Below are 15,329 nucleotides of genomic sequence, written 5' to 3'. Positions count from 1 at the left end.
CTTCGATGTTTCGGACATGCGGGAGCTCCTCGGGGGCGTGAGTTGTCGGTGTAGCGTGCCGGTTGGCGATGGCGGGGGCGGGCCACTTCTGCGGTGGAATCGTCCTGTCGGGTGTTTCAGCCGCCGCTGGGTTCAGGGGCTGTCCGGGCTGACGCGGATGAGACCCGGGCCGGCGTCGACGAACGAGTCCCCGATCGGCACGTCGTGGCCGTCGTCGCAGCGGAGCACCGCGTGCACCGGGGCGCCGCAATTCTCGTGGCGTACGACCACGGGGGGCCCTTGTTCGTCGGTGGCCCAGGTGTCGCCCCACTGCCGCAGCGCCATGATGACGGTCCGGAAGTCCCGCCCCTTCTGGGTCAGTTGATAGGCGTACCGGGTCCGCTGGCCGGGCTCCTGATAGGGGACGCGTTCCAGGAGACCGGCGGCGGTCAGTTCTTTCAGGCGCGCCGCGGCGGCGGGTTCGCCGATGCCCACACGCTTGGCGAAGTCGTCGAACCGGCGTGTGCCGAAGAACGCCTCGCGCATGATCAGCAGCGCTGTCCTGTTGCCGACGATCTCCAGAGTCCTGGCGATGGAGCAGTTGGCCGTGGACCAGGCGTCCCGTTCCTCCAGCAGATCCTTCATCTCTCCACCCTTCACCTGGCTTGCCTCAAGCAAAGTCAGCCTATACCCTCATAGCTGACTTATGCAATCGTAAGTCAGCTGGGGTGTGCGCATCACGAGGGAGGAATCATGGACATCAGCACAGCAACCGTCCTGGTCACCGGGGCCAACCGCGGGCTCGGCAGGGCGCTCGCCCAGGAGCTGCTCGCGCGTGGCGCCACGGTGTACGGGGCGGCCCGCCGACCGGACCAGATCGATCTGCCCGGCGTGAAAGCGATACGGCTCGACGTCACCGACCCCGCCTCCGTCGCCGCGGCCGCCGAGGAGGCCCGTGACATCTCCGTCCTGATCAACAACGCGGGCAGTTCCACGGGCGCCGATCTGCTGACCGGCAGCTGGGACGCCGTCCGCCTGGAGATGGAGACCCACTATCTGGGCACCCTCGGCATGATCCGGGCTTTCGCTCCCGTGATCGAGTCCCAGGGCGGAGGCGCCGTCCTCAACATCCTGTCCGCGCTGTCGTGGATCAGCTTTCCCGCCGTCGGTGCCTACGCCGCCGCCAAGTCCGCGGAGTGGAGCCTGACCAACGCGGTTCGCCAGCAGCTCGCGCCCCGGGGCATCACCGTGTCCGGACTCCACGTCGGCTACATGGACACCGACATGGCCCGCCATGTCAACGGGCCCAAGACCGACCCGGCGGGCGTCGCCCGCGCGGCCGTCGACGGCATTGCCTCCGGGGCTGCCGAGATCGTCGTCGACGACCGCAGCCGCCAGGTACAGGCCGACCTCTCCGGCGGCGTCGCCGCCCTTTACCCGCAGCTCGGCTGAGACGAGGACACCGTGACTTCCGCTCCTTCCCCCGCCCCGGGCCGGCTCAAGCCGACCGACCGGCACACCGGTGTCCGGCCCTCCCCGAACCACCCCTCCCGGCTCGCCGCCGGCGTCACACTCATCGCGATGTGCCTGGGCGCCATGACGACCTTTCTGCTGATCACCGCATCGGTGTCGGCACTGTCGGCCATCCAGGACGAGCTGCACGTCTCCCCGACCGGCCTCGTCTGGATCCCCTCCGCGTACACCCTGGTCGTGGCCAGTCTGGTGATGTCCGCGGGCACCATCGGCAACCTCTACGGCCGCAAGCGCGCCTTCGTCACCGGCGCCGCGATCATGATCATCGGCTCGCTCATCGTCTATGCGGCGGGTTCGGCGGGAGGCGTCATCGCCGGCCAGCTCGTCTCCGGCCTCGGCGGCGCACTCATCCTGCCCAACAGCCTGGCCATCCTGGGGGCCACGTTCCCCGACCCCCACCGGCGCACCGAAGTCGTCACCATCTGGGCGGCCTCCTCGGGCATCGGACTCGCCGCAGGCCCCCTGATCGCGGGCACACTGCTGGACCACTTCCACTGGAACACGGTCTTCCTGTCGACCGCCGTCCTCGCCGTGGTCACCCTGGCCGCAGCAGCCTTCATAGCGGAATCGCGCGGCCCCGCCGGCAAGCTCGACATCCCCGGCCAGGTCCTGGCCGTCCTGGGCATCGCCGCCCTCGTCTACGCCCTCATCGAAGGCGGACACGACGGCTACACCAGCCCCCGCATCCTCATCGCCTGGATCACCGCGGCCGCGGCCCTGACCGGTTTCGTCCTCGTCGAGCGCGCCGGCCGCACACCCATGCTGGACATCACCCTGTTCCGATCGGCATCCTTCAGCGCCGTCATGTTCGTCGCGGCCGTCTCCCTGTTCGGCTTCACCGGCCTGGCCATCCTGTCGGTGCTCTTCTACGAGCGTGTCCAGCACCTGTCCGCCCTGGACGTGGGATGGCGGCTGCTGGCCTTCTTCGGCGTCTACGTCATCGTCAGCTACGCGACCGGACGCGTGATCCGCCGCACCGGCTTCAAGCTCCCACTGACCCTGGGCTTCCTCATCGGAGCCGCCGCCACGGCCGGACTCACCACGCTGGAGCCGACCACCCCCTATGCCCGGGTGTGGTGGCTCTACGCGCTCTTCGGAGCCGCAAGCGGGATGGTGGCCGCGCCGAGCACCGCCGCCGCCCTGGTGAGCGTCTCCCATGAACACGCCGGCATGGCCTCCGGAGCCGTCAACACCTTCCGCCAGATCGGATCCGTCACTGGCACCTCCCTCCTCGGCGCACTGCTCGCCAGCCGGCTCCAGTCCCAACTGCCGCCCCAGCTGGACGCCCACCACGTGCCCCGAGCGGCCTGGCCCACCGTCGAACACGCCGTATCCAGCGGCAGCGGCGGCCACCGAGCAGCCCCGCCGAACGTGACCGCCGCGATCGGCGACGCCTTCACCTCCGGCGTCCACGCCGGCATGATCGTCATCGCCGCCGTGTTCCTGTGCGCGGCCCTTGCCTCAGCCCTGCTGGTACACAACCGACCGCACCACACCACCGCCACGCCGAACTGACGCGCAGCTTCTCGCCGTCGCAGCGATGCCGACGGTGCCGGGGCGGTCAGGCTGCAGTGGCGGGGCGTGGCTCGCCGTGGAAGACCTGGCGGGCGTGCCAGTCGCGGTGAGCGGCCGCGACAGGGTGCGCGCCGGGCTGTGGGCCGAAGAGTGGCCGGCCCGCGAGGGCTATGACGTGCTCGCGGGCGGCGGGGCTGTGGCCGACGAAGCGCTGTGAGACCAGGATGCGCTGATCGTCTCCCACGCCGAGGACGCCCTTGTCGAAGAGCTTGTGGTGCAGCGAGCACAGGCACAGCCCGTTGTCGATGTCGTCGGGACCGCCGAACGCCCACCAGCGCACGTGGGCGGCCTCCAGCCCGACCGGCACCGCGCCGATCCTGCCGTCGTAACCGCAAAAGGCGCACCGGTACTCGTAGGCGGTCAGCACCAGCTCCCGCATCCGCGGGTCCCGCTGCCTGCGTGCCGTCGAGAGGTGCTCGGTCTGCGCCCGCTCCAGTTCCAGGCCGACGGCTTCGCACAGTTCGCCGTGGAGGGAGGGTGGGAAGTGCAGGTCGAGCAGCAATCTCGTGATCCTGCCGAGCAGTTGCGGTTCGCGTCGCAGTGCTGCTCTCAAGTCCGGCGCCGGCCGTCCGGTGGCACCCGTCTCGCGCAGCTCCCGCACCCGCTTCCCGGGCTCCCGGGCCCCCGGTCCGGGATCGTGGTTGCCGACCAGATCACTCCGTTATGGGCAGGCACTCGGCGAGCAGGTCGACGACGTCCCGCCAAGCCCGCTGCGCGTGCTGAGGGTGAAAACCGACCCCAGGAAGCACGATGTGGTCGACCGGTGGGTGATGGAAGGCGTGCAAGGCGCCGCCGTAGACCACGAGGCGCCAGTCAACGCCCGCAGCCTGCATCTCGGCAGTGAATGCGTCCCGTTGCGCGGGCGGCATGATCGGGTCTTCCGACCCGACTCCGGCCCACACCGGGCAGTGAATGCGCGCCGTCTCGCCTGGTCGGCCCGTGGTCAGTCCGTTGACTGTCGCGATCGCGCGCAGGTCGACGCCGTCGCGCCCGAGTTCCAGCGCGATTGCGCCCCCGGTGCCGTAGCCGACGGCGGCGATCCGGTCCGGGTCGGTCCGCGGCTCGGCGCGGAGCACGTCGAGCGCCGCGTGGCCGATGCCTCGCATCCGGTCGGGGTCGGCGAGCAGCGGCATGCAACGGGCCAACATCTCCTCAGGGTCGTCCAAGTAGCGCCCGCCGTGGAGGTCGAAGGCCAGGGCCACGTATCCCAGCTCGGCGAGCACATCGGCCCGGCGGCGCTCGACGTCGCTGAGCCCCATCCCCTCGGGCCCGACCAAGACCACGGGCCGGCGGTCGACACCGGCCGGGAGCGCGAGATGCCCGATCATCGTCAGGCCGTCGGCCGCGTATTCGATCGTGCGCGTTGTAACCGTCGTCATGAGCCTGGACTGTAGTGATCGTCGAGCCCGGTCGGGCCGGTGTTCTGCCGCCGGCAGAAGGCAGGTCTCTGGCGTATTCCGGAACCACCCCGTCAGCGGTTCAGCTCAGAGCCTGTGGACAAACCGCCGTCCGCCCGAAGGGCGGGCGCACCGGACGCCGCTGCTCGCAGACGGGGTTTGTTCACAGGCTCTCATCGACTGTCGCCGGTCCTCGAGGAAGCCAGCCTGTTGGTCACCTTGCGTGATCTCCTGGGGCGTATCGGCTCCATGTCCCGCCTGTCTCTCTGATGAGGCGGCTGGTGGTCTTGTCGTGGTAGCCGAGGGCGTCCGCAACGACGGGTGGGTACGTCGGTGAGTTTGGGGAACAGGTGTCGGTTAGCGCCGTGAACGACTCGGGTTGAGGCGCGTGGATGTCGGTGAGTTTCGGCAACACCGGAGGACTTGCGGTGGGAGCATGGCCCTGCTCCATGCTGCGAGGAGGCGTCGGTGGCGCCGAAGTCCAAGGTTGAGCTGTACGCGGCGATCCGTAGGGACTGCCGTGCCGGGCCGTCGAAGCGTGCGGTGATGCGCAAGTACGGCGTTGGCCACCCGACGATCCAGAACGCGCTGGAGTCGGCCTGGCCCAAGCCCCGTAAGAAGCTGCCGCCGCGGGCGACCCGTCAGGACCCGTACAAGCCGCTGGTCGATCAGATGCTGCGGACCGATCTGGACGCGCCGCGAAAACAACGGCACACCGCCAAGCGCGTCTTCGACCGGCTGCTTGAGGAGCACCAGGCGCACGGCATCTCCTACGGCATGGTCCGCGACTACGTCGCGGTGCGCCGGGGTGAGATCCGCGCGATGGCCGGCCGTGGTCCCGTTGAGGCGGTCGTGCCTCAGTCGCACCGCCCGGGCGTCGAAGCGGAGGTCGACTTCGGGACGTGACGGTGCGTCTGGCAGGACAAACGGTGGTCTGCTACCTGTTCAGCTTCCGTCTGTCGTATTCGGGCAAGGCCGTTCACCGGATCTTCACGTCCGGCGGACAGGAGGCGTTCTTCGAAGGCCACGTGCACGCCCTCAGCGTCCTGGGCGGGGCGCCGACCGGGAAGGTCCGCTACGACAACTTGAAGGCTGCGGTCGCCAAGGTGATCGGGTTCACCCGGGAAAGACGGGAGAACGAGCGGTGGGTCGCCTTCCGCGAGCATTACAGCCTGGACAGTTTCTACTGCCACCCCGGCCTGGCCGGCGTCTCGTGCTTGTCTCGGGGCGGTCCGGCCACCGCCGCGACAGCCGCCTGAAAATCCCTCCACCGGCGTTCGGCTGCCTGCCCGCTCGACGCCAATCCGAACGGCAAACAGGAACATCACCATGCCTCATAGCGCCGGGACCTGCGGAAAGGAACCTTGTTGGGTTCCTCGGCTCGGGCCCGGGTGCTGGCGAGCCGCTAGGAGTCGGTGCCGGTCTCGATGATCGTGCCGTTGAAGGTAGGGTCCGCCCGCAGGATCCCGCCGATCACCGCCTTGTACGGATCCGGCGCGGTCGGCCGCGGCGGCAGCTTCCTACGCGGCTCCGGCCAGACCGAGTCCACCGCCTTGCGGACCGTCCGTCACGACACGTTGTACTTCCGCTCGATACCCCGCAGCGTCATGCCGCCGCGGTGGTCGCGTCGGATCGCGGCGTACAGCTCGACCTTCGACATCTGCGGCATGACCAAGGCCATTCACCAGGAGCACCTCGATGCTCCCGTGGCAAGTGCCCCAGTGATCCCTTCTCATCCTGTGGTTCGAGGCTGATGTCGAGGGGCTGCTGGGGGGCATGACGGGGCAGGGCTCCTGGTCGTCCAGTTGGTGATCTCACTCATCAACGCCCGGACGCAGGAGCCCTGTTGGTCCCGTAGCGGTCAGACACTTGTCCGGAAAGCGCCAGGCCCCTGACGATCCCGTGATCGATAGGCGGATGGCGTCTCAGGCCAGCCACGTGAACAGGACTCGTGGCACGCCCTGGAACGGGAGCATCGCAGCGTCACTCACACGTCACCACCAAGATCCACCGGGTGCTCCCTACGGAGTGCGGCCTTGGCTCCGCGACCGGAGCTGACCAGGGCTGCTGTGGAAGCGGCAACGGTGACGGTCAGTATGGGCATCGTGACCAACTGGGCCGCGTCATCGGTATTCATGGCCAACGCCGCCACGCAGGCGATGCCTGTAGTCGTCACGGCGAACGCCACCGCAACCCCGGACAGGGCAAGCAGCCGCAAGAGCTTGACGGATGGTCGGCACCGGGTGACGACGACGGCCGGTGCCACCGCCATGGTGATGAGGAACGCTGCCGGCCCGAGCACCGCCAAGGCTCCGACCCAATAGGAGATCGGGTCGATGGAGGCGTACGCCAGGAGGAACGGCGCGATCAGCCACGTGGGCAGCGTCGGGACAACAGCCACCATCGGGCGCCACGCGGCCCGGTTGCCGGTTCGGGAGGTTTCCGCGAGGAGGGCGAGGGCGCCAGCCAGCAGGATGAGCCCAGCGCCGTACATGGCGTACTGCGCAATGTCGAGCAGTCGGCGCACCGGGTCCGGAGTCAGGCCGGGATCCTCGGACAGGATGAAGTCCAGCATCGGCAGGGCATACAGTGCGGCGCACCAGGTGACCCAGGTGGTGGCGACGCTTGCCTGCATGCGGCGCCGGCGCCGTTCGGTGGACTCTTCGGGCATCACCGGGTGAAGCCATGCCCGCAGCGCGCCGACAAGAAGGTCCGCGACGATGCTCGGGCCGGCGCCGGTGTCCTCGACCAGTGCTTCAAGTTCGCATCCGTAGCGCTCCCGGAACGAGGGAGGGTATGCCCGCAAGGCCACCCGGGCCGCCATGTTGATCACGCGTTTGCCACCCCCAGTCGGGTCAACCCGGTGCGTGCGAAGCGAGCCATCGCCCGGAGCCTGTCGTCGAGCACGGTCTGGCCTTCCGCGGTGATGCGGTAGGGCCGCCGACGCTCATCCTCGTCCAGCGGCGCGACCAGGCCGCTTTCCTCCAGCCGTGCGATGGCGGCATACAGCGTGCCTGGTCCCAGCCTGATGGACGTCTGCTCCGCGACATCCTTGGTGATCGCGTAGCCATGCTTGGGGCCGTCGGCCAGGCTGGCCAGGATCAGCAACGTGGGTTCGGCCCATCCGACGCGGTCCCGTTGACGCGGCATCAGCTACCTCCTTCATCCCTCGCGGCTATTACGTTATACGATACTGCGTCGTACGTAGTACTAGGCGAGTCCGGCAGGACCCGGGCACCATGACTCTCGCAGCGCCCCGCCCACCGCCGAGGCCACGCTGACCAGCGGCAGATCCACCTGGCCCCCGGCCTGCCGCCTCAGCGAAACCCTTCTCGCCCTGAGGTTCGAGGCTGATGGCGAAGGGCCGGTGGGGGTTCGTGACGTGGCAGGGCTCCTGGTCATTTCGGTTGGTGATCTCACTCATCAACGCCCAGACATAGAAGCCCTGTTGGTGCCGTATCGAGCCATGCGGGACGTCGAGCATGAGGTCGTCGAGTACGTCTCCTGGCTCATCTACGCCCGAAGGCGTGAACTGCGCTCGCGCTGGCGGCGGCTGAGCTGCTTTCAGCAGGCCGTCCTCGTGCTGGTGCACCTGCGCAAAAACGAGACACTGCAGCAGGTGGGAGTCGGGTTCGGTGTCACCACAGCCACCGCCGGCCGGTATGTGACCGAGGCCGTCGTGCTAGCCGACCACGCTCCCACCCTGCTGGACGCACTGCACCATCACGACCCGAACGAGTTCCTCATCCTGGACAGCACCCTGATCAGGACTGACCGCGTGGCCGCCGACGAGCCGTACGCGGCCCGGGAACTGTCCGAAGAGCTGGGCGTTCGTGTGCCCGTGCGCTTCATGTTCAAGTTCCTTTGCCGGGAGGGAATCAGCCCCGTGTGGTTTGGGGTGCATGAGGCTGTCGTGGCGGAGCCCCTGGTCCCGGACCCGGGTGAGATCGCCTGGCAGGGCTGGTTGACAGAAGCCGAATTGTGCGAGGTCGTCGATCAATGGCTCTTCGTTCCGGGAGGACGGGAAGCTCTGCGCCGATATCTGCAGTCCGGGTCCGGCAGCTGAAGAGGGAGTCTCCCCGGCGATCTGCCGATGATGTCAGTGGCGGCTGCGATGCTGTGGGCATGATCCCTTGGAACCTGCTGGACATCGACAAAGCCTTGCGCGCCAGTTGGGCCGCCGACACCTGTTCTCCTGACGACCTCGCTCGCGCCGACTGGCAGCCCGGCAACCCAGCGTGGGGCCACTGTGACATCACGGCTCTGATCGTGAACGACATCTTCGGTGGCGACCTCATGGTCGGGGAGGTCCACTGCAGCGGGGAGCAGCATGGATTTCACTGGTGGAATCGACTGCCCAGCGGTGTGGAGCTCGACCTGACGCGCGAGCAGTTCCTGGATGGCCAGACTGTCACCGCAGCCCGTGACGTCAAACGCCCGCCGGGGCCTCTGCCTCGGCGCTGGGAGGAGTACCTCCTCCTGCGTGAGCGCGTCATCAAGCACCTCGGTCACCTCCCCGAGCCCGCCGTCTGACCGAGCACGGATCGTCCTTCAGCTGCAGGTTCCGATCACCGTGGTCTGCGGTGAGGGAGACGACAAACCCGGCTGGTTCCAGCAGCGGCCTCACGGAGGCGGACGATCTCGTGCTGGGCGGCGAGCCGGGCCAGGGCCTGGCTGCGGAAGTCCGTGAGCTCGTCGATCCTCTGTTCCGAATGTGCCAGCCGCTCCCTGAGCTTGGTGTTCTCTGCCTTGAGTCGGGTGATCTGGGCTTCGCGGGGGTCGGGGATCTCACCGGTCTGCTGCAGGGCCTGCAGGCGACGTTCGAACTCTTCGCGGAGGTGTGCGTAGGGGTGGGTGCCGTAGAAGGCAGTGCGGTCGACGCCCGCTTCGTGGGCGAGGGTCTTGAAGTCACACTTTCCGCCGGGCGGGATCTCGCCGCGCAGGAGGCGGTCCACGGCGGCGCGGATGTGGTTCTCGTACTCGGCCCGCTGGGATGCGGAGATTCTCATGCGGAGTCCTCATTCATGGTGGTGCAGGCGGCGTCGATCTCGGCGACGACGCGGAGGGCCCGGTCGTAGTCGGCCTTCAGGCGGGTGCGTTCGGTCTTTCGTGTGGTGCCGAGCTGTCCGAGGAAGGTCTCGGTGCGTTCGGCGTGGTCGGCCCAGACGGGCCAGTGGCAGGTGTGATGGGTGGCCTGCGGACAGCGGGCGGAGTCACGCATCCCGACCAGCGGACGGTCGGCGGTCGGGGTGCCGGCCGGCTTGAGGCAGAGTGCCCGGGACGGGTCGGTGAACCAGCAGTAGTTCGCGGGCCCGAGGTGAAGGACCTTGGCGCGTTTGATCAGCAGGTTGAGCACGTCGCGGTCACTGCGCTGGGTCTTGGGGGCCGTGGCTGACGCCGGGTCGAGCTTCTCTTCGATGCTGGCGAAGCACTCGGTGAGGCTCCGGGCTCCGGGGCCGGCCGGGAGGATGCCCTGCTGGTAGTTCCGGAACTCGGTCAGGACCAGGTCCAGGTTCCGGTCGCTCTCGCGCTTGTTCACCTCGGCCAGCAATTCGGCCTGAGCTCCGCCGGGGCGGGAGGCATACCCTTCTGTTGCGGCTACTGCGATGTGCTTCAGGTGCAGCTTGGAGGCCAGCACGCCGCCCGGCCGGTAGGCCATTTCCAAGGCCAGCGTGCGACGCAGCCGCCTCGGATTGACCTGCCCATCTGGGATGGGCGCGAGCGCGAGGCGGTGCCCCGCCGGGGAGTTGCCCCAGTTGCGGAACCACTTGTAACAGAGCTGGACCGGGCCGCCACGACGGACGGCTCATCTTGGCGGCCTCCACGGCGCTGGGGCGAGCCGCTGATGGTGACCGAGCCGGATGCCCGAGGAGGGCTGATCAACGGCGTCCGGCGCCCCTGGGAGTCACAAGTGGGTCCGCCGATGGCGGGCCGAGGGGGACGACGGCCTGGAGGACCGCTCCCGCAGACCACTCACCACGCCGCATCGAACGGCCGCCACGAAGGAAGCGGATGTGTGCCGGCTCCGGCAGGACCGCAAGCTCGGCCCGGCCAGGATCGGCCCCATACTCGGGCTCCCCCATCCACCGTGCACCGCATCCCGGTCCGCCATCGCTTGAACCGCCTGGCCTGGCTGGACCGGCCGACCGGCGGGCCGATACGCCGCCACGAATGCTCCCGTCCCGGCGAACTCGTCCACGTGCACATCAAGAAGCTGGGCAACATCCCTGACGGATGAGGCTGGCGAACTGTCGGCAGGACGGCCGGCAACCGCAACCGACAGGCCACCACCACCGAGCGCAGGAGCTGCACGCCGGTGATCGGCTACTCCTACATTCATTCCGCAGTGGACGACCATTCCCGCCTGGCCTACAGCGAGATCCTGCCCGACGAACGCCAGCACACCGCCATCGCCTTCTGGCAGCGAGCACTAGCCTTCTTCGCCGCCCACGGCATCGCCGTCGAACGGGTCCTGACCGACACGGCTCCTGCTACAAGTCGAAGCTGTTCACCCAGTGCCTCACCGCGGCCCGCATCGTCCATAGGCGCATCCGGCCCTACACCAGCAACACCGAGCGGACCGAAGCCCTGGCAGACTTCGTCCACACCTACAACCACCACCACTGCCACACCGCACTCGGCGGCCACCCACCGGTCAGCCGCGTGAACAACGCTGCGGGTGAATACAGCTAGGCCGTGTCTTTCGGATCACCTCGCTGACCGGATGAAGATGGCGGCGAGGTAGAGGCCAGCGGGGCGTGTGGTACGAGTTCGCCGGATGACCGCTTGAGGGTGAGGGCGATGAGCAGCCCGAAGGCGAGGGCGGCGGTGGCGGTGCGGGCGTCGTTGAAGAGTTCCCAGCGGCGCAGGATCTCCGCGTGGTCGGGCGGCGGTGCGGTGGCGGCCCACTGCTTGATGCGGCCGTTGATCGGGACGTTCCCGAACCGCGTGATCAGGAAGGAGGACACCGTCAGGAACCCCGCCGCGCCGGCCAGGACGCGGGCCCGGCCGCGTACCGAGGCGGCCAGGGCGAGGGTGCTGAGGGCCGAGACCGCCATGGTGGCCTGCATGGTGATGCCGTTCATCTTCATCAGCTCGGCGTGGAAGTCGAGCCGCATCTCGATCGGCACGGCGTTGAAGGTCGGGACAAGGTTGGCGGCGCCGTAGCCGAAGGCACCGGACAGCAGGCCGGTGGAGAAGAGAGCGAGCGCCTGGAGGAGTCGGGTGCGTCGCACTGCCGTCACCGGCCGGTGAAGCGGCCGGCCGCCTCGCCGCGGAGTCGGCCGGGCGGCAGACGGCGGCCGAAGGCGAGCAGGAGGAGGTCTTGGGCAGCTCCGTATACCGGATCCGCCCCGGACCCGTAGGACCAGTCCGTGTCCTGCGCGCACACCCGTACGCCGGTGAGGTCGACGCCGAAGAACTTCAGGCCGCGGGGCTGGATCGCGTCGAGCAGGATGCGCAGCCGGTCCTCGGGGACCCGCCGGTCGAGCCCGAGGGCGGCCGTGACGTCCAGGCCGTGGACCACGTCGTGGCCGAGGGCGGCCGGGAGCCCGCCGACCGGCGGGGTCCACGGGTGGTGGGCGTGGTCGCGGAGGAAGGCGCTGAGCTCGGTAGTGGAGTGGGCGGCCGCGTCCCGGCGGGCGACTCGGTCGGTCATGCGGTGGAGGTTGCCCCGTGCCCTCAGGAGTTCGCCCAGGGTGGCGGGGAGGGAGAGTCGGAAGCCCATGGACATGTGGGCGACGACCTCGCGGACGGTCCAGCCCGTACACAGACTGGGGGCGTGCCAGTCGTCGACCCGCAGGGCGTCGAAGAGATCGGCCAGCTCGCGGCGTTCGGCGGCGATGGCGGCCTTGAGGGCGGCCTGATTGTCTGCGGTGAGTTCCGTCGCGCTTTGCATGTGATCAAGCCTGCGGGTGGCTGATTCATATGGCCAATAGATAGTTCTGCTGCCACCTAGCATCAACAGTTATGGAACTCCGCCAGCTGCGCTACCTCGTCACCGTCGTCGAAGAGGGCGGCTTCACGCGTGCCGCCGCCCGGCTGCACCTGGCCCAGCCGGGCCTGAGCGCACAGATCCGGCAGCTGGAGCAGGAGTTGGGACAGCCGCTGCTCGACCGCTCACACCGGTCAGTGACCTTGACCGAGACGGGCCGGGCGGTCCTGCCGTACGCGCGGGCGGCACTGGCCGCCGCGGACGCGGTGCGGGATACGGTGGACGCGTACACGGGGCTGCTGCGCGGGCGGGTGTCGCTGGGGCTGGTCTCCGGGGCCACGGGGCACGCGTTCGACATCGCTTCCTTCCTGGCGGACTTCCACGACGCCCACCCGGCGCTGGAGATCGCGCTCACCGAGGATTCGTCGGAGCGGATGCAGGCCGCGCTGCTGGCCGGTGAGCTCGACATAGCGCTCCTCGGGCCGACCGAGGAGGTGCCGCCGCCCGGGCTGTCCTTCCAGACGGTGATCGACGTCCCGCTGGCGGTCCTCGCAGCGGCCGAGGACCCGCTCTTCGAACGGGCCGACGGTACGAGCGTGCCGCTGGCCGAGCTGCGCGACCGGGCGCTGATCTGCCTGCCGCGCGGGACCGGGGTGCGGGCGGCGCTGGAACGGGCCTGCGGGCGGGCGGGATTCCGGCCGCGGGTCGCCTTCGAGGCGGCGGCGCCACATGTGCTGGTTCAGCTGGCGGCCCGGGGGCTGGGCGTTGCGGTGCTGCCGGGCGGGGAGGGCGAGGAGGGGCACCGAGAGGCCGAGGACGGCTCTGCTTTCGGCGGCCCCGCCCTGCGGACCCTGACCATCGTCAACCCCGGCATCCGCGCCCGCATCGCCCTCGCCTGGCGCTCCGCCGGCCCCGCGAGCCCGGCGGCGAAGGTCCTGCTGGACAGCCTCCGCGGGCGGCTGCGCGAGAGCCTGCCGGCGATGGCGGAGCGGTCCGAGGTGCCGGCGGGCTAGGTGTTGCGGGTCAGGACGTTGGTGACAGACGAACCGGTCTCTGCACGATCTGCGCGCTCGCGGCCGTCGACGAGTTCGTCCCAGTGCTCGGCGGTCCAGGCGTAGACGTCCAGAAGGACGGCGAGGATGCTTTGTCCGAGTGGAGTGAGGCTGTAGCCGGGAAAGTCGGCGCCGGCGTCATGGGTGATGAAGCCGTCGCGGTTGAGTGAGCGCAGTGCCCGGGTGAGCTCTTTGGGGCTCGTCCTCGGCAGCGCCCTGCGTACCTCGCGGCGCGGGCGGGATCGGTACGGAGCTTGGCGAGGATCCGCCAGTTCTTCAGGTGGGCGAAGCCGTGCTCGACCGGTGCCCGTCCAACTGCCAGGACACGGTTGGCGGTCTTCTGGCCTGCAGTGCGCTTGTGGGTGCGGCCGGCGGCGTAGCCGGTGACGATCACGGGGTCGCTGATATCGTTGTCCAGGCCGCGGAAGCCGAGGTCTGCCAGCGCCCCAGGGCCGACGGCGCGCAGGTGGGTCAGGGCGGCGGTGTTGTCGTGGGTGTGGCCGGGCCTGGCTGCGGATATCCAGATCAGGCACCCCTTCTCGTCGGTCAGGGCGAGGAAGTGCAGGCCATGGCTACGGTGCTTGCGGGAGTAGTTCCGCCGGTCGGCCCTCCCGGTGCGGCGCTGAGTGTGGATGAGGGTGCCGTCGATCAGCACCACCCCCCCCCGCCCTGCTTGGAGAGCTTCTTCAGGGCGCGGTCCAGGCGCGGCGCCTGCGCGGCGGAGCAGGGCGATCAGCTCGTCGCGCCAGCGGCGGACGGTGGACTCGGACACGTTGTTGCCGCCGGCCATGTCGGCCAGGCGCCGGTCGTGACGCAGTACGGCCAGAACGATGACCGCGGTCCCCGGCGGCAAGATCCGCCATCGGGACCGAATCGCTTCAGATGACGCCTGAGCAGCTCGGTGAGGTGGTTGACGGTGCGCGTGGACAGCGGCAGGCGGCACTCGTAGACAAGCGGGCAGGTGTCCTCGGCGTGCCTTTTGGTATTCGTCACACAATTCCAACGGCCGCCGGGGGTCACCCGGTTACGCTCTCGCCGTCCAACCCAGAGCGGGGTCGTTCCTGTTCACAGGCGGGTGGTGAATCGACCCTCCGGCGTTTTCCGCAGCCAGCCGCGATCGGTCAGTCTGACCAGCTTCCCCCGCAGCGGTTCCAGCTTGCTCCGCATGCTGATGTCCGCTCCCAGCATCTCCCCGACTTCCCGGGCCATGATCGGTCCAGCAGCTTGCCGCACAGCAGCGAGGATTCGCTGATACTCCGGCGGAAGCATGGTCTCCTCCACGCCCGGCTCGCGGTGCGGGATCAGCATCACCGCCCGGCCGCCCACCTGCCCGGGCGCCGGCGGGGCCGAGGCGCGTTCGTCGGCGAGCTGCTCACTCACCTGCTCAAAAACACGTTCGGCGACGGCGAGCTCCTCCATCATGAACCGGATCGTAGGAGGCGCCGGGCCGAGGAACGGCAGGAACCGTCGAGACCGTCCCAACTCGCCCGTCAGATGACCAAGACCGCGGACTCCCGCGCTCGACCAGGTTCTTAACGCTGGTCTGCCCCAGCAGCGTCCGCGGCGCGGAAGCCGTCGGCGGTCCAGTCGCGGACCTGACCGTCCTGGTGGTGCTGGCAGGCGTCGGTTCCGGGGACGACGGCAGCTCGGCACCAGAGCCGACGGGCGTTCAGGTGCGGGCAGGCCGCAGAGTTCTTGGACATGTCTGGTTCCCCTCAGATGAGATGACGGACCCAAGCCATGCCCTGCCAAGCCAAGACCTCGAATGTTGCAGTCATGCCTTCAGCGCGGCATGGGCCAGGAGCGGCGTGCTGTCGTCGAGCCCGAAACCAGTGGCGGTACCGGCTCCGGGCATGCCGA

The 15,329-nt window shown here is 69.0% G+C and carries 19 protein-coding genes and 3 pseudogenes; 8 read left to right on the top strand and 14 right to left on the bottom strand.

Annotated features, from left to right (window positions below):
- Positions 1-132: 132 nt before the first annotated feature.
- Positions 133-624 (bottom strand): winged helix-turn-helix transcriptional regulator, encoded by a 492-nt coding sequence (locus ACWD3E_RS38840; protein WP_451392202.1) that lies wholly within the window; start codon positions 622-624, stop codon positions 133-135.
- A 108-nt stretch (positions 625-732) separates the two neighbouring features.
- Between ACWD3E_RS38840 and ACWD3E_RS38835 the strand changes: the two genes are divergently transcribed.
- The gene (locus ACWD3E_RS38835; RefSeq protein ID WP_451392201.1) at positions 733-1,431 is read left to right on the top strand and encodes an SDR family oxidoreductase; all 699 of its coding nucleotides are present in this window, start codon (positions 733-735) and stop codon (positions 1,429-1,431) included.
- Positions 1,432-1,443: 12 nt separating this feature from the next.
- Positions 1,444-3,027: an MFS transporter gene (locus tag ACWD3E_RS38830; RefSeq protein WP_451392200.1), complete on the top strand. Its 1,584-nt coding sequence runs from the start codon at positions 1,444-1,446 to the stop codon at positions 3,025-3,027.
- 46 nt (positions 3,028-3,073) lie between these two features.
- Here the strand turns inward: ACWD3E_RS38830 and ACWD3E_RS38825 are convergent.
- Positions 3,074-3,717, bottom strand: a pseudogene (locus tag ACWD3E_RS38825) (phosphorothioated DNA-binding restriction endonuclease); the annotation flags it as partial.
- A gap of 23 nt (positions 3,718-3,740) precedes the next feature.
- A complete protein-coding gene (locus tag ACWD3E_RS38820; protein WP_451392199.1) occupies positions 3,741-4,466 on the bottom strand; it encodes a dienelactone hydrolase family protein in 726 nt (241 codons plus the stop codon).
- Positions 4,467-4,952: 486 nt separating this feature from the next.
- Here ACWD3E_RS38820 and ACWD3E_RS38815 point away from each other — a divergent pair, with 486 nt between their 5' ends.
- On the top strand, positions 4,953-5,390 hold the full coding sequence (locus ACWD3E_RS38815) for a hypothetical protein (protein WP_451392198.1): 438 nt from the start codon (positions 4,953-4,955) through the stop codon (positions 5,388-5,390).
- On the top strand, positions 5,387-5,743 hold the full coding sequence (locus tag ACWD3E_RS38810; protein ID WP_451392197.1) for a hypothetical protein: 357 nt from the start codon (positions 5,387-5,389) through the stop codon (positions 5,741-5,743). Before ACWD3E_RS38815 ends, ACWD3E_RS38810 begins: the two co-directional genes overlap by 4 nt.
- A 146-nt stretch (positions 5,744-5,889) precedes the next feature.
- Here ACWD3E_RS38810 and ACWD3E_RS38805 read toward each other — a convergent pair whose 3' ends face one another.
- The 3 genes from ACWD3E_RS38805 to ACWD3E_RS38795 all read right to left on the bottom strand — a co-directional run bounded on the left by ACWD3E_RS38805 (position 5,890) and on the right by ACWD3E_RS38795 (position 7,634).
- Positions 5,890-6,033, bottom strand: a complete 144-nt coding sequence (locus tag ACWD3E_RS38805) for a hypothetical protein (protein ID WP_451392196.1) — start codon at positions 6,031-6,033, stop codon at positions 5,890-5,892.
- A 438-nt stretch (positions 6,034-6,471) separates the two neighbouring features.
- Positions 6,472-7,317, bottom strand: coding sequence for a hypothetical protein (locus tag ACWD3E_RS38800; protein WP_451392195.1), 846 nt, complete (start codon positions 7,315-7,317; stop codon positions 6,472-6,474).
- The gene (locus ACWD3E_RS38795) at positions 7,314-7,634 is read right to left on the bottom strand and encodes a PadR family transcriptional regulator (protein ID WP_451392194.1); all 321 of its coding nucleotides are present in this window, start codon (positions 7,632-7,634) and stop codon (positions 7,314-7,316) included. Before ACWD3E_RS38795 ends, ACWD3E_RS38800 begins: the two co-directional genes overlap by 4 nt.
- A 232-nt stretch (positions 7,635-7,866) precedes the next feature.
- On the opposite strand from ACWD3E_RS38795, the gene ACWD3E_RS38790 reads away from it, so the two are divergent.
- A complete protein-coding gene (locus ACWD3E_RS38790; RefSeq protein WP_451392193.1) occupies positions 7,867-8,550 on the top strand; it encodes a transposase family protein in 684 nt (227 codons plus the stop codon).
- Positions 8,551-8,609: 59 nt separating this feature from the next.
- Positions 8,610-9,017, top strand: a complete 408-nt coding sequence (locus tag ACWD3E_RS38785; RefSeq protein ID WP_451392192.1) for a YunG family protein — start codon at positions 8,610-8,612, stop codon at positions 9,015-9,017.
- A gap of 35 nt (positions 9,018-9,052) precedes the next feature.
- Here the strand turns inward: ACWD3E_RS38785 and ACWD3E_RS38780 are convergent, their stop codons facing one another.
- On the bottom strand, positions 9,053-9,493 hold the full coding sequence (locus ACWD3E_RS38780) for a hypothetical protein (RefSeq protein ID WP_451392191.1): 441 nt from the start codon (positions 9,491-9,493) through the stop codon (positions 9,053-9,055).
- The gene (locus ACWD3E_RS38775) at positions 9,490-10,143 is read right to left on the bottom strand and encodes a hypothetical protein (protein WP_451392190.1); all 654 of its coding nucleotides are present in this window, start codon (positions 10,141-10,143) and stop codon (positions 9,490-9,492) included. The genes ACWD3E_RS38780 and ACWD3E_RS38775 overlap by 4 nt, the downstream gene beginning before the upstream one ends.
- A 244-nt stretch (positions 10,144-10,387) precedes the next feature.
- On the opposite strand from ACWD3E_RS38775, the pseudogene ACWD3E_RS38770 reads away from it, so the two are divergent.
- A pseudogene (locus ACWD3E_RS38770) lies at positions 10,388-11,177 on the top strand (DDE-type integrase/transposase/recombinase); the annotation flags it as partial.
- On the opposite strand, the gene ACWD3E_RS38765 reads toward ACWD3E_RS38770, so the two are convergent.
- Together ACWD3E_RS38765 and ACWD3E_RS38760 are read right to left on the bottom strand one after the other, a co-directional pair.
- A complete protein-coding gene (locus tag ACWD3E_RS38765) occupies positions 11,174-11,719 on the bottom strand; it encodes a DUF1772 domain-containing protein (protein ID WP_451392189.1) in 546 nt (181 codons plus the stop codon). The pseudogene ACWD3E_RS38770 and the gene ACWD3E_RS38765 sit on opposite strands and share 4 nt — an antisense overlap.
- Positions 11,720-11,724: 5 nt before the next feature.
- Positions 11,725-12,381, bottom strand: coding sequence for a maleylpyruvate isomerase family mycothiol-dependent enzyme (locus ACWD3E_RS38760; protein WP_451392188.1), 657 nt, complete (start codon positions 12,379-12,381; stop codon positions 11,725-11,727).
- 71 nt (positions 12,382-12,452) lie between these two features.
- Between ACWD3E_RS38760 and ACWD3E_RS38755 the strand changes: the two genes are divergently transcribed.
- On the top strand, positions 12,453-13,430 hold the full coding sequence (locus ACWD3E_RS38755) for a LysR family transcriptional regulator (RefSeq protein WP_451392187.1): 978 nt from the start codon (positions 12,453-12,455) through the stop codon (positions 13,428-13,430).
- Here ACWD3E_RS38755 and ACWD3E_RS38750 read toward each other — a convergent pair.
- From ACWD3E_RS38750 to ACWD3E_RS38735, 4 genes and pseudogenes are all read right to left on the bottom strand, one after another.
- On the bottom strand, positions 13,427-13,645 hold the full coding sequence (locus ACWD3E_RS38750) for a hypothetical protein (RefSeq protein ID WP_451392241.1): 219 nt from the start codon (positions 13,643-13,645) through the stop codon (positions 13,427-13,429). The two genes, ACWD3E_RS38755 and ACWD3E_RS38750, sit on opposite strands and share 4 nt — an antisense overlap.
- A gap of 104 nt (positions 13,646-13,749) precedes the next feature.
- Positions 13,750-14,259: pseudogene (locus ACWD3E_RS38745) on the bottom strand (transposase family protein); the annotation flags it as partial.
- A gap of 275 nt (positions 14,260-14,534) precedes the next feature.
- The gene (locus ACWD3E_RS38740) at positions 14,535-14,891 is read right to left on the bottom strand and encodes a hypothetical protein (protein ID WP_451392186.1); all 357 of its coding nucleotides are present in this window, start codon (positions 14,889-14,891) and stop codon (positions 14,535-14,537) included.
- 110 nt (positions 14,892-15,001) lie between these two features.
- Complete coding sequence (locus ACWD3E_RS38735) at positions 15,002-15,172, bottom strand: hypothetical protein (RefSeq protein WP_451392185.1); 171 nt, start codon at positions 15,170-15,172, stop codon at positions 15,002-15,004.
- Positions 15,173-15,329 lie beyond the last annotated feature (157 nt).

The organism is Streptomyces sp. NPDC002676 (genome assembly GCF_053592455.1).
This window is presented reverse-complemented; position numbering and strand designations above follow the sequence as displayed.

Bases quoted from the DNA above. Each gene is read 5' to 3' on its own strand.
- ACWD3E_RS38840 (WP_451392202.1), bottom strand. From the start codon at position 624: ATGAAGGATCTGCTGGAGGAACGGGACGCCTGGTCCACGGCCAACTGC.
- ACWD3E_RS38835 (WP_451392201.1), top strand. From the start codon at position 733: ATGGACATCAGCACAGCAACCGTCCTGGTCACCGGGGCCAACCGCGGG.
- ACWD3E_RS38820 (WP_451392199.1), bottom strand. From the start codon at position 4,466: ATGACGACGGTTACAACGCGCACGATCGAATACGCGGCCGACGGCCTG.
- ACWD3E_RS38795 (WP_451392194.1), bottom strand. From the start codon at position 7,634: ATGCCGCGTCAACGGGACCGCGTCGGATGGGCCGAACCCACGTTGCTG.
- ACWD3E_RS38785 (WP_451392192.1), top strand. From the start codon at position 8,610: ATGATCCCTTGGAACCTGCTGGACATCGACAAAGCCTTGCGCGCCAGT.
- ACWD3E_RS38780 (WP_451392191.1), bottom strand. From the start codon at position 9,493: ATGAGAATCTCCGCATCCCAGCGGGCCGAGTACGAGAACCACATCCGC.
- ACWD3E_RS38775 (WP_451392190.1), bottom strand. From the start codon at position 10,143: ATGGCCTACCGGCCGGGCGGCGTGCTGGCCTCCAAGCTGCACCTGAAG.
- ACWD3E_RS38760 (WP_451392188.1), bottom strand. From the start codon at position 12,381: ATGCAAAGCGCGACGGAACTCACCGCAGACAATCAGGCCGCCCTCAAG.
- ACWD3E_RS38755 (WP_451392187.1), top strand. From the start codon at position 12,453: ATGGAACTCCGCCAGCTGCGCTACCTCGTCACCGTCGTCGAAGAGGGC.
- ACWD3E_RS38740 (WP_451392186.1), bottom strand. From the start codon at position 14,891: ATGATGGAGGAGCTCGCCGTCGCCGAACGTGTTTTTGAGCAGGTGAGT.
- ACWD3E_RS38735 (WP_451392185.1), bottom strand. From the start codon at position 15,172: ATGTCCAAGAACTCTGCGGCCTGCCCGCACCTGAACGCCCGTCGGCTC.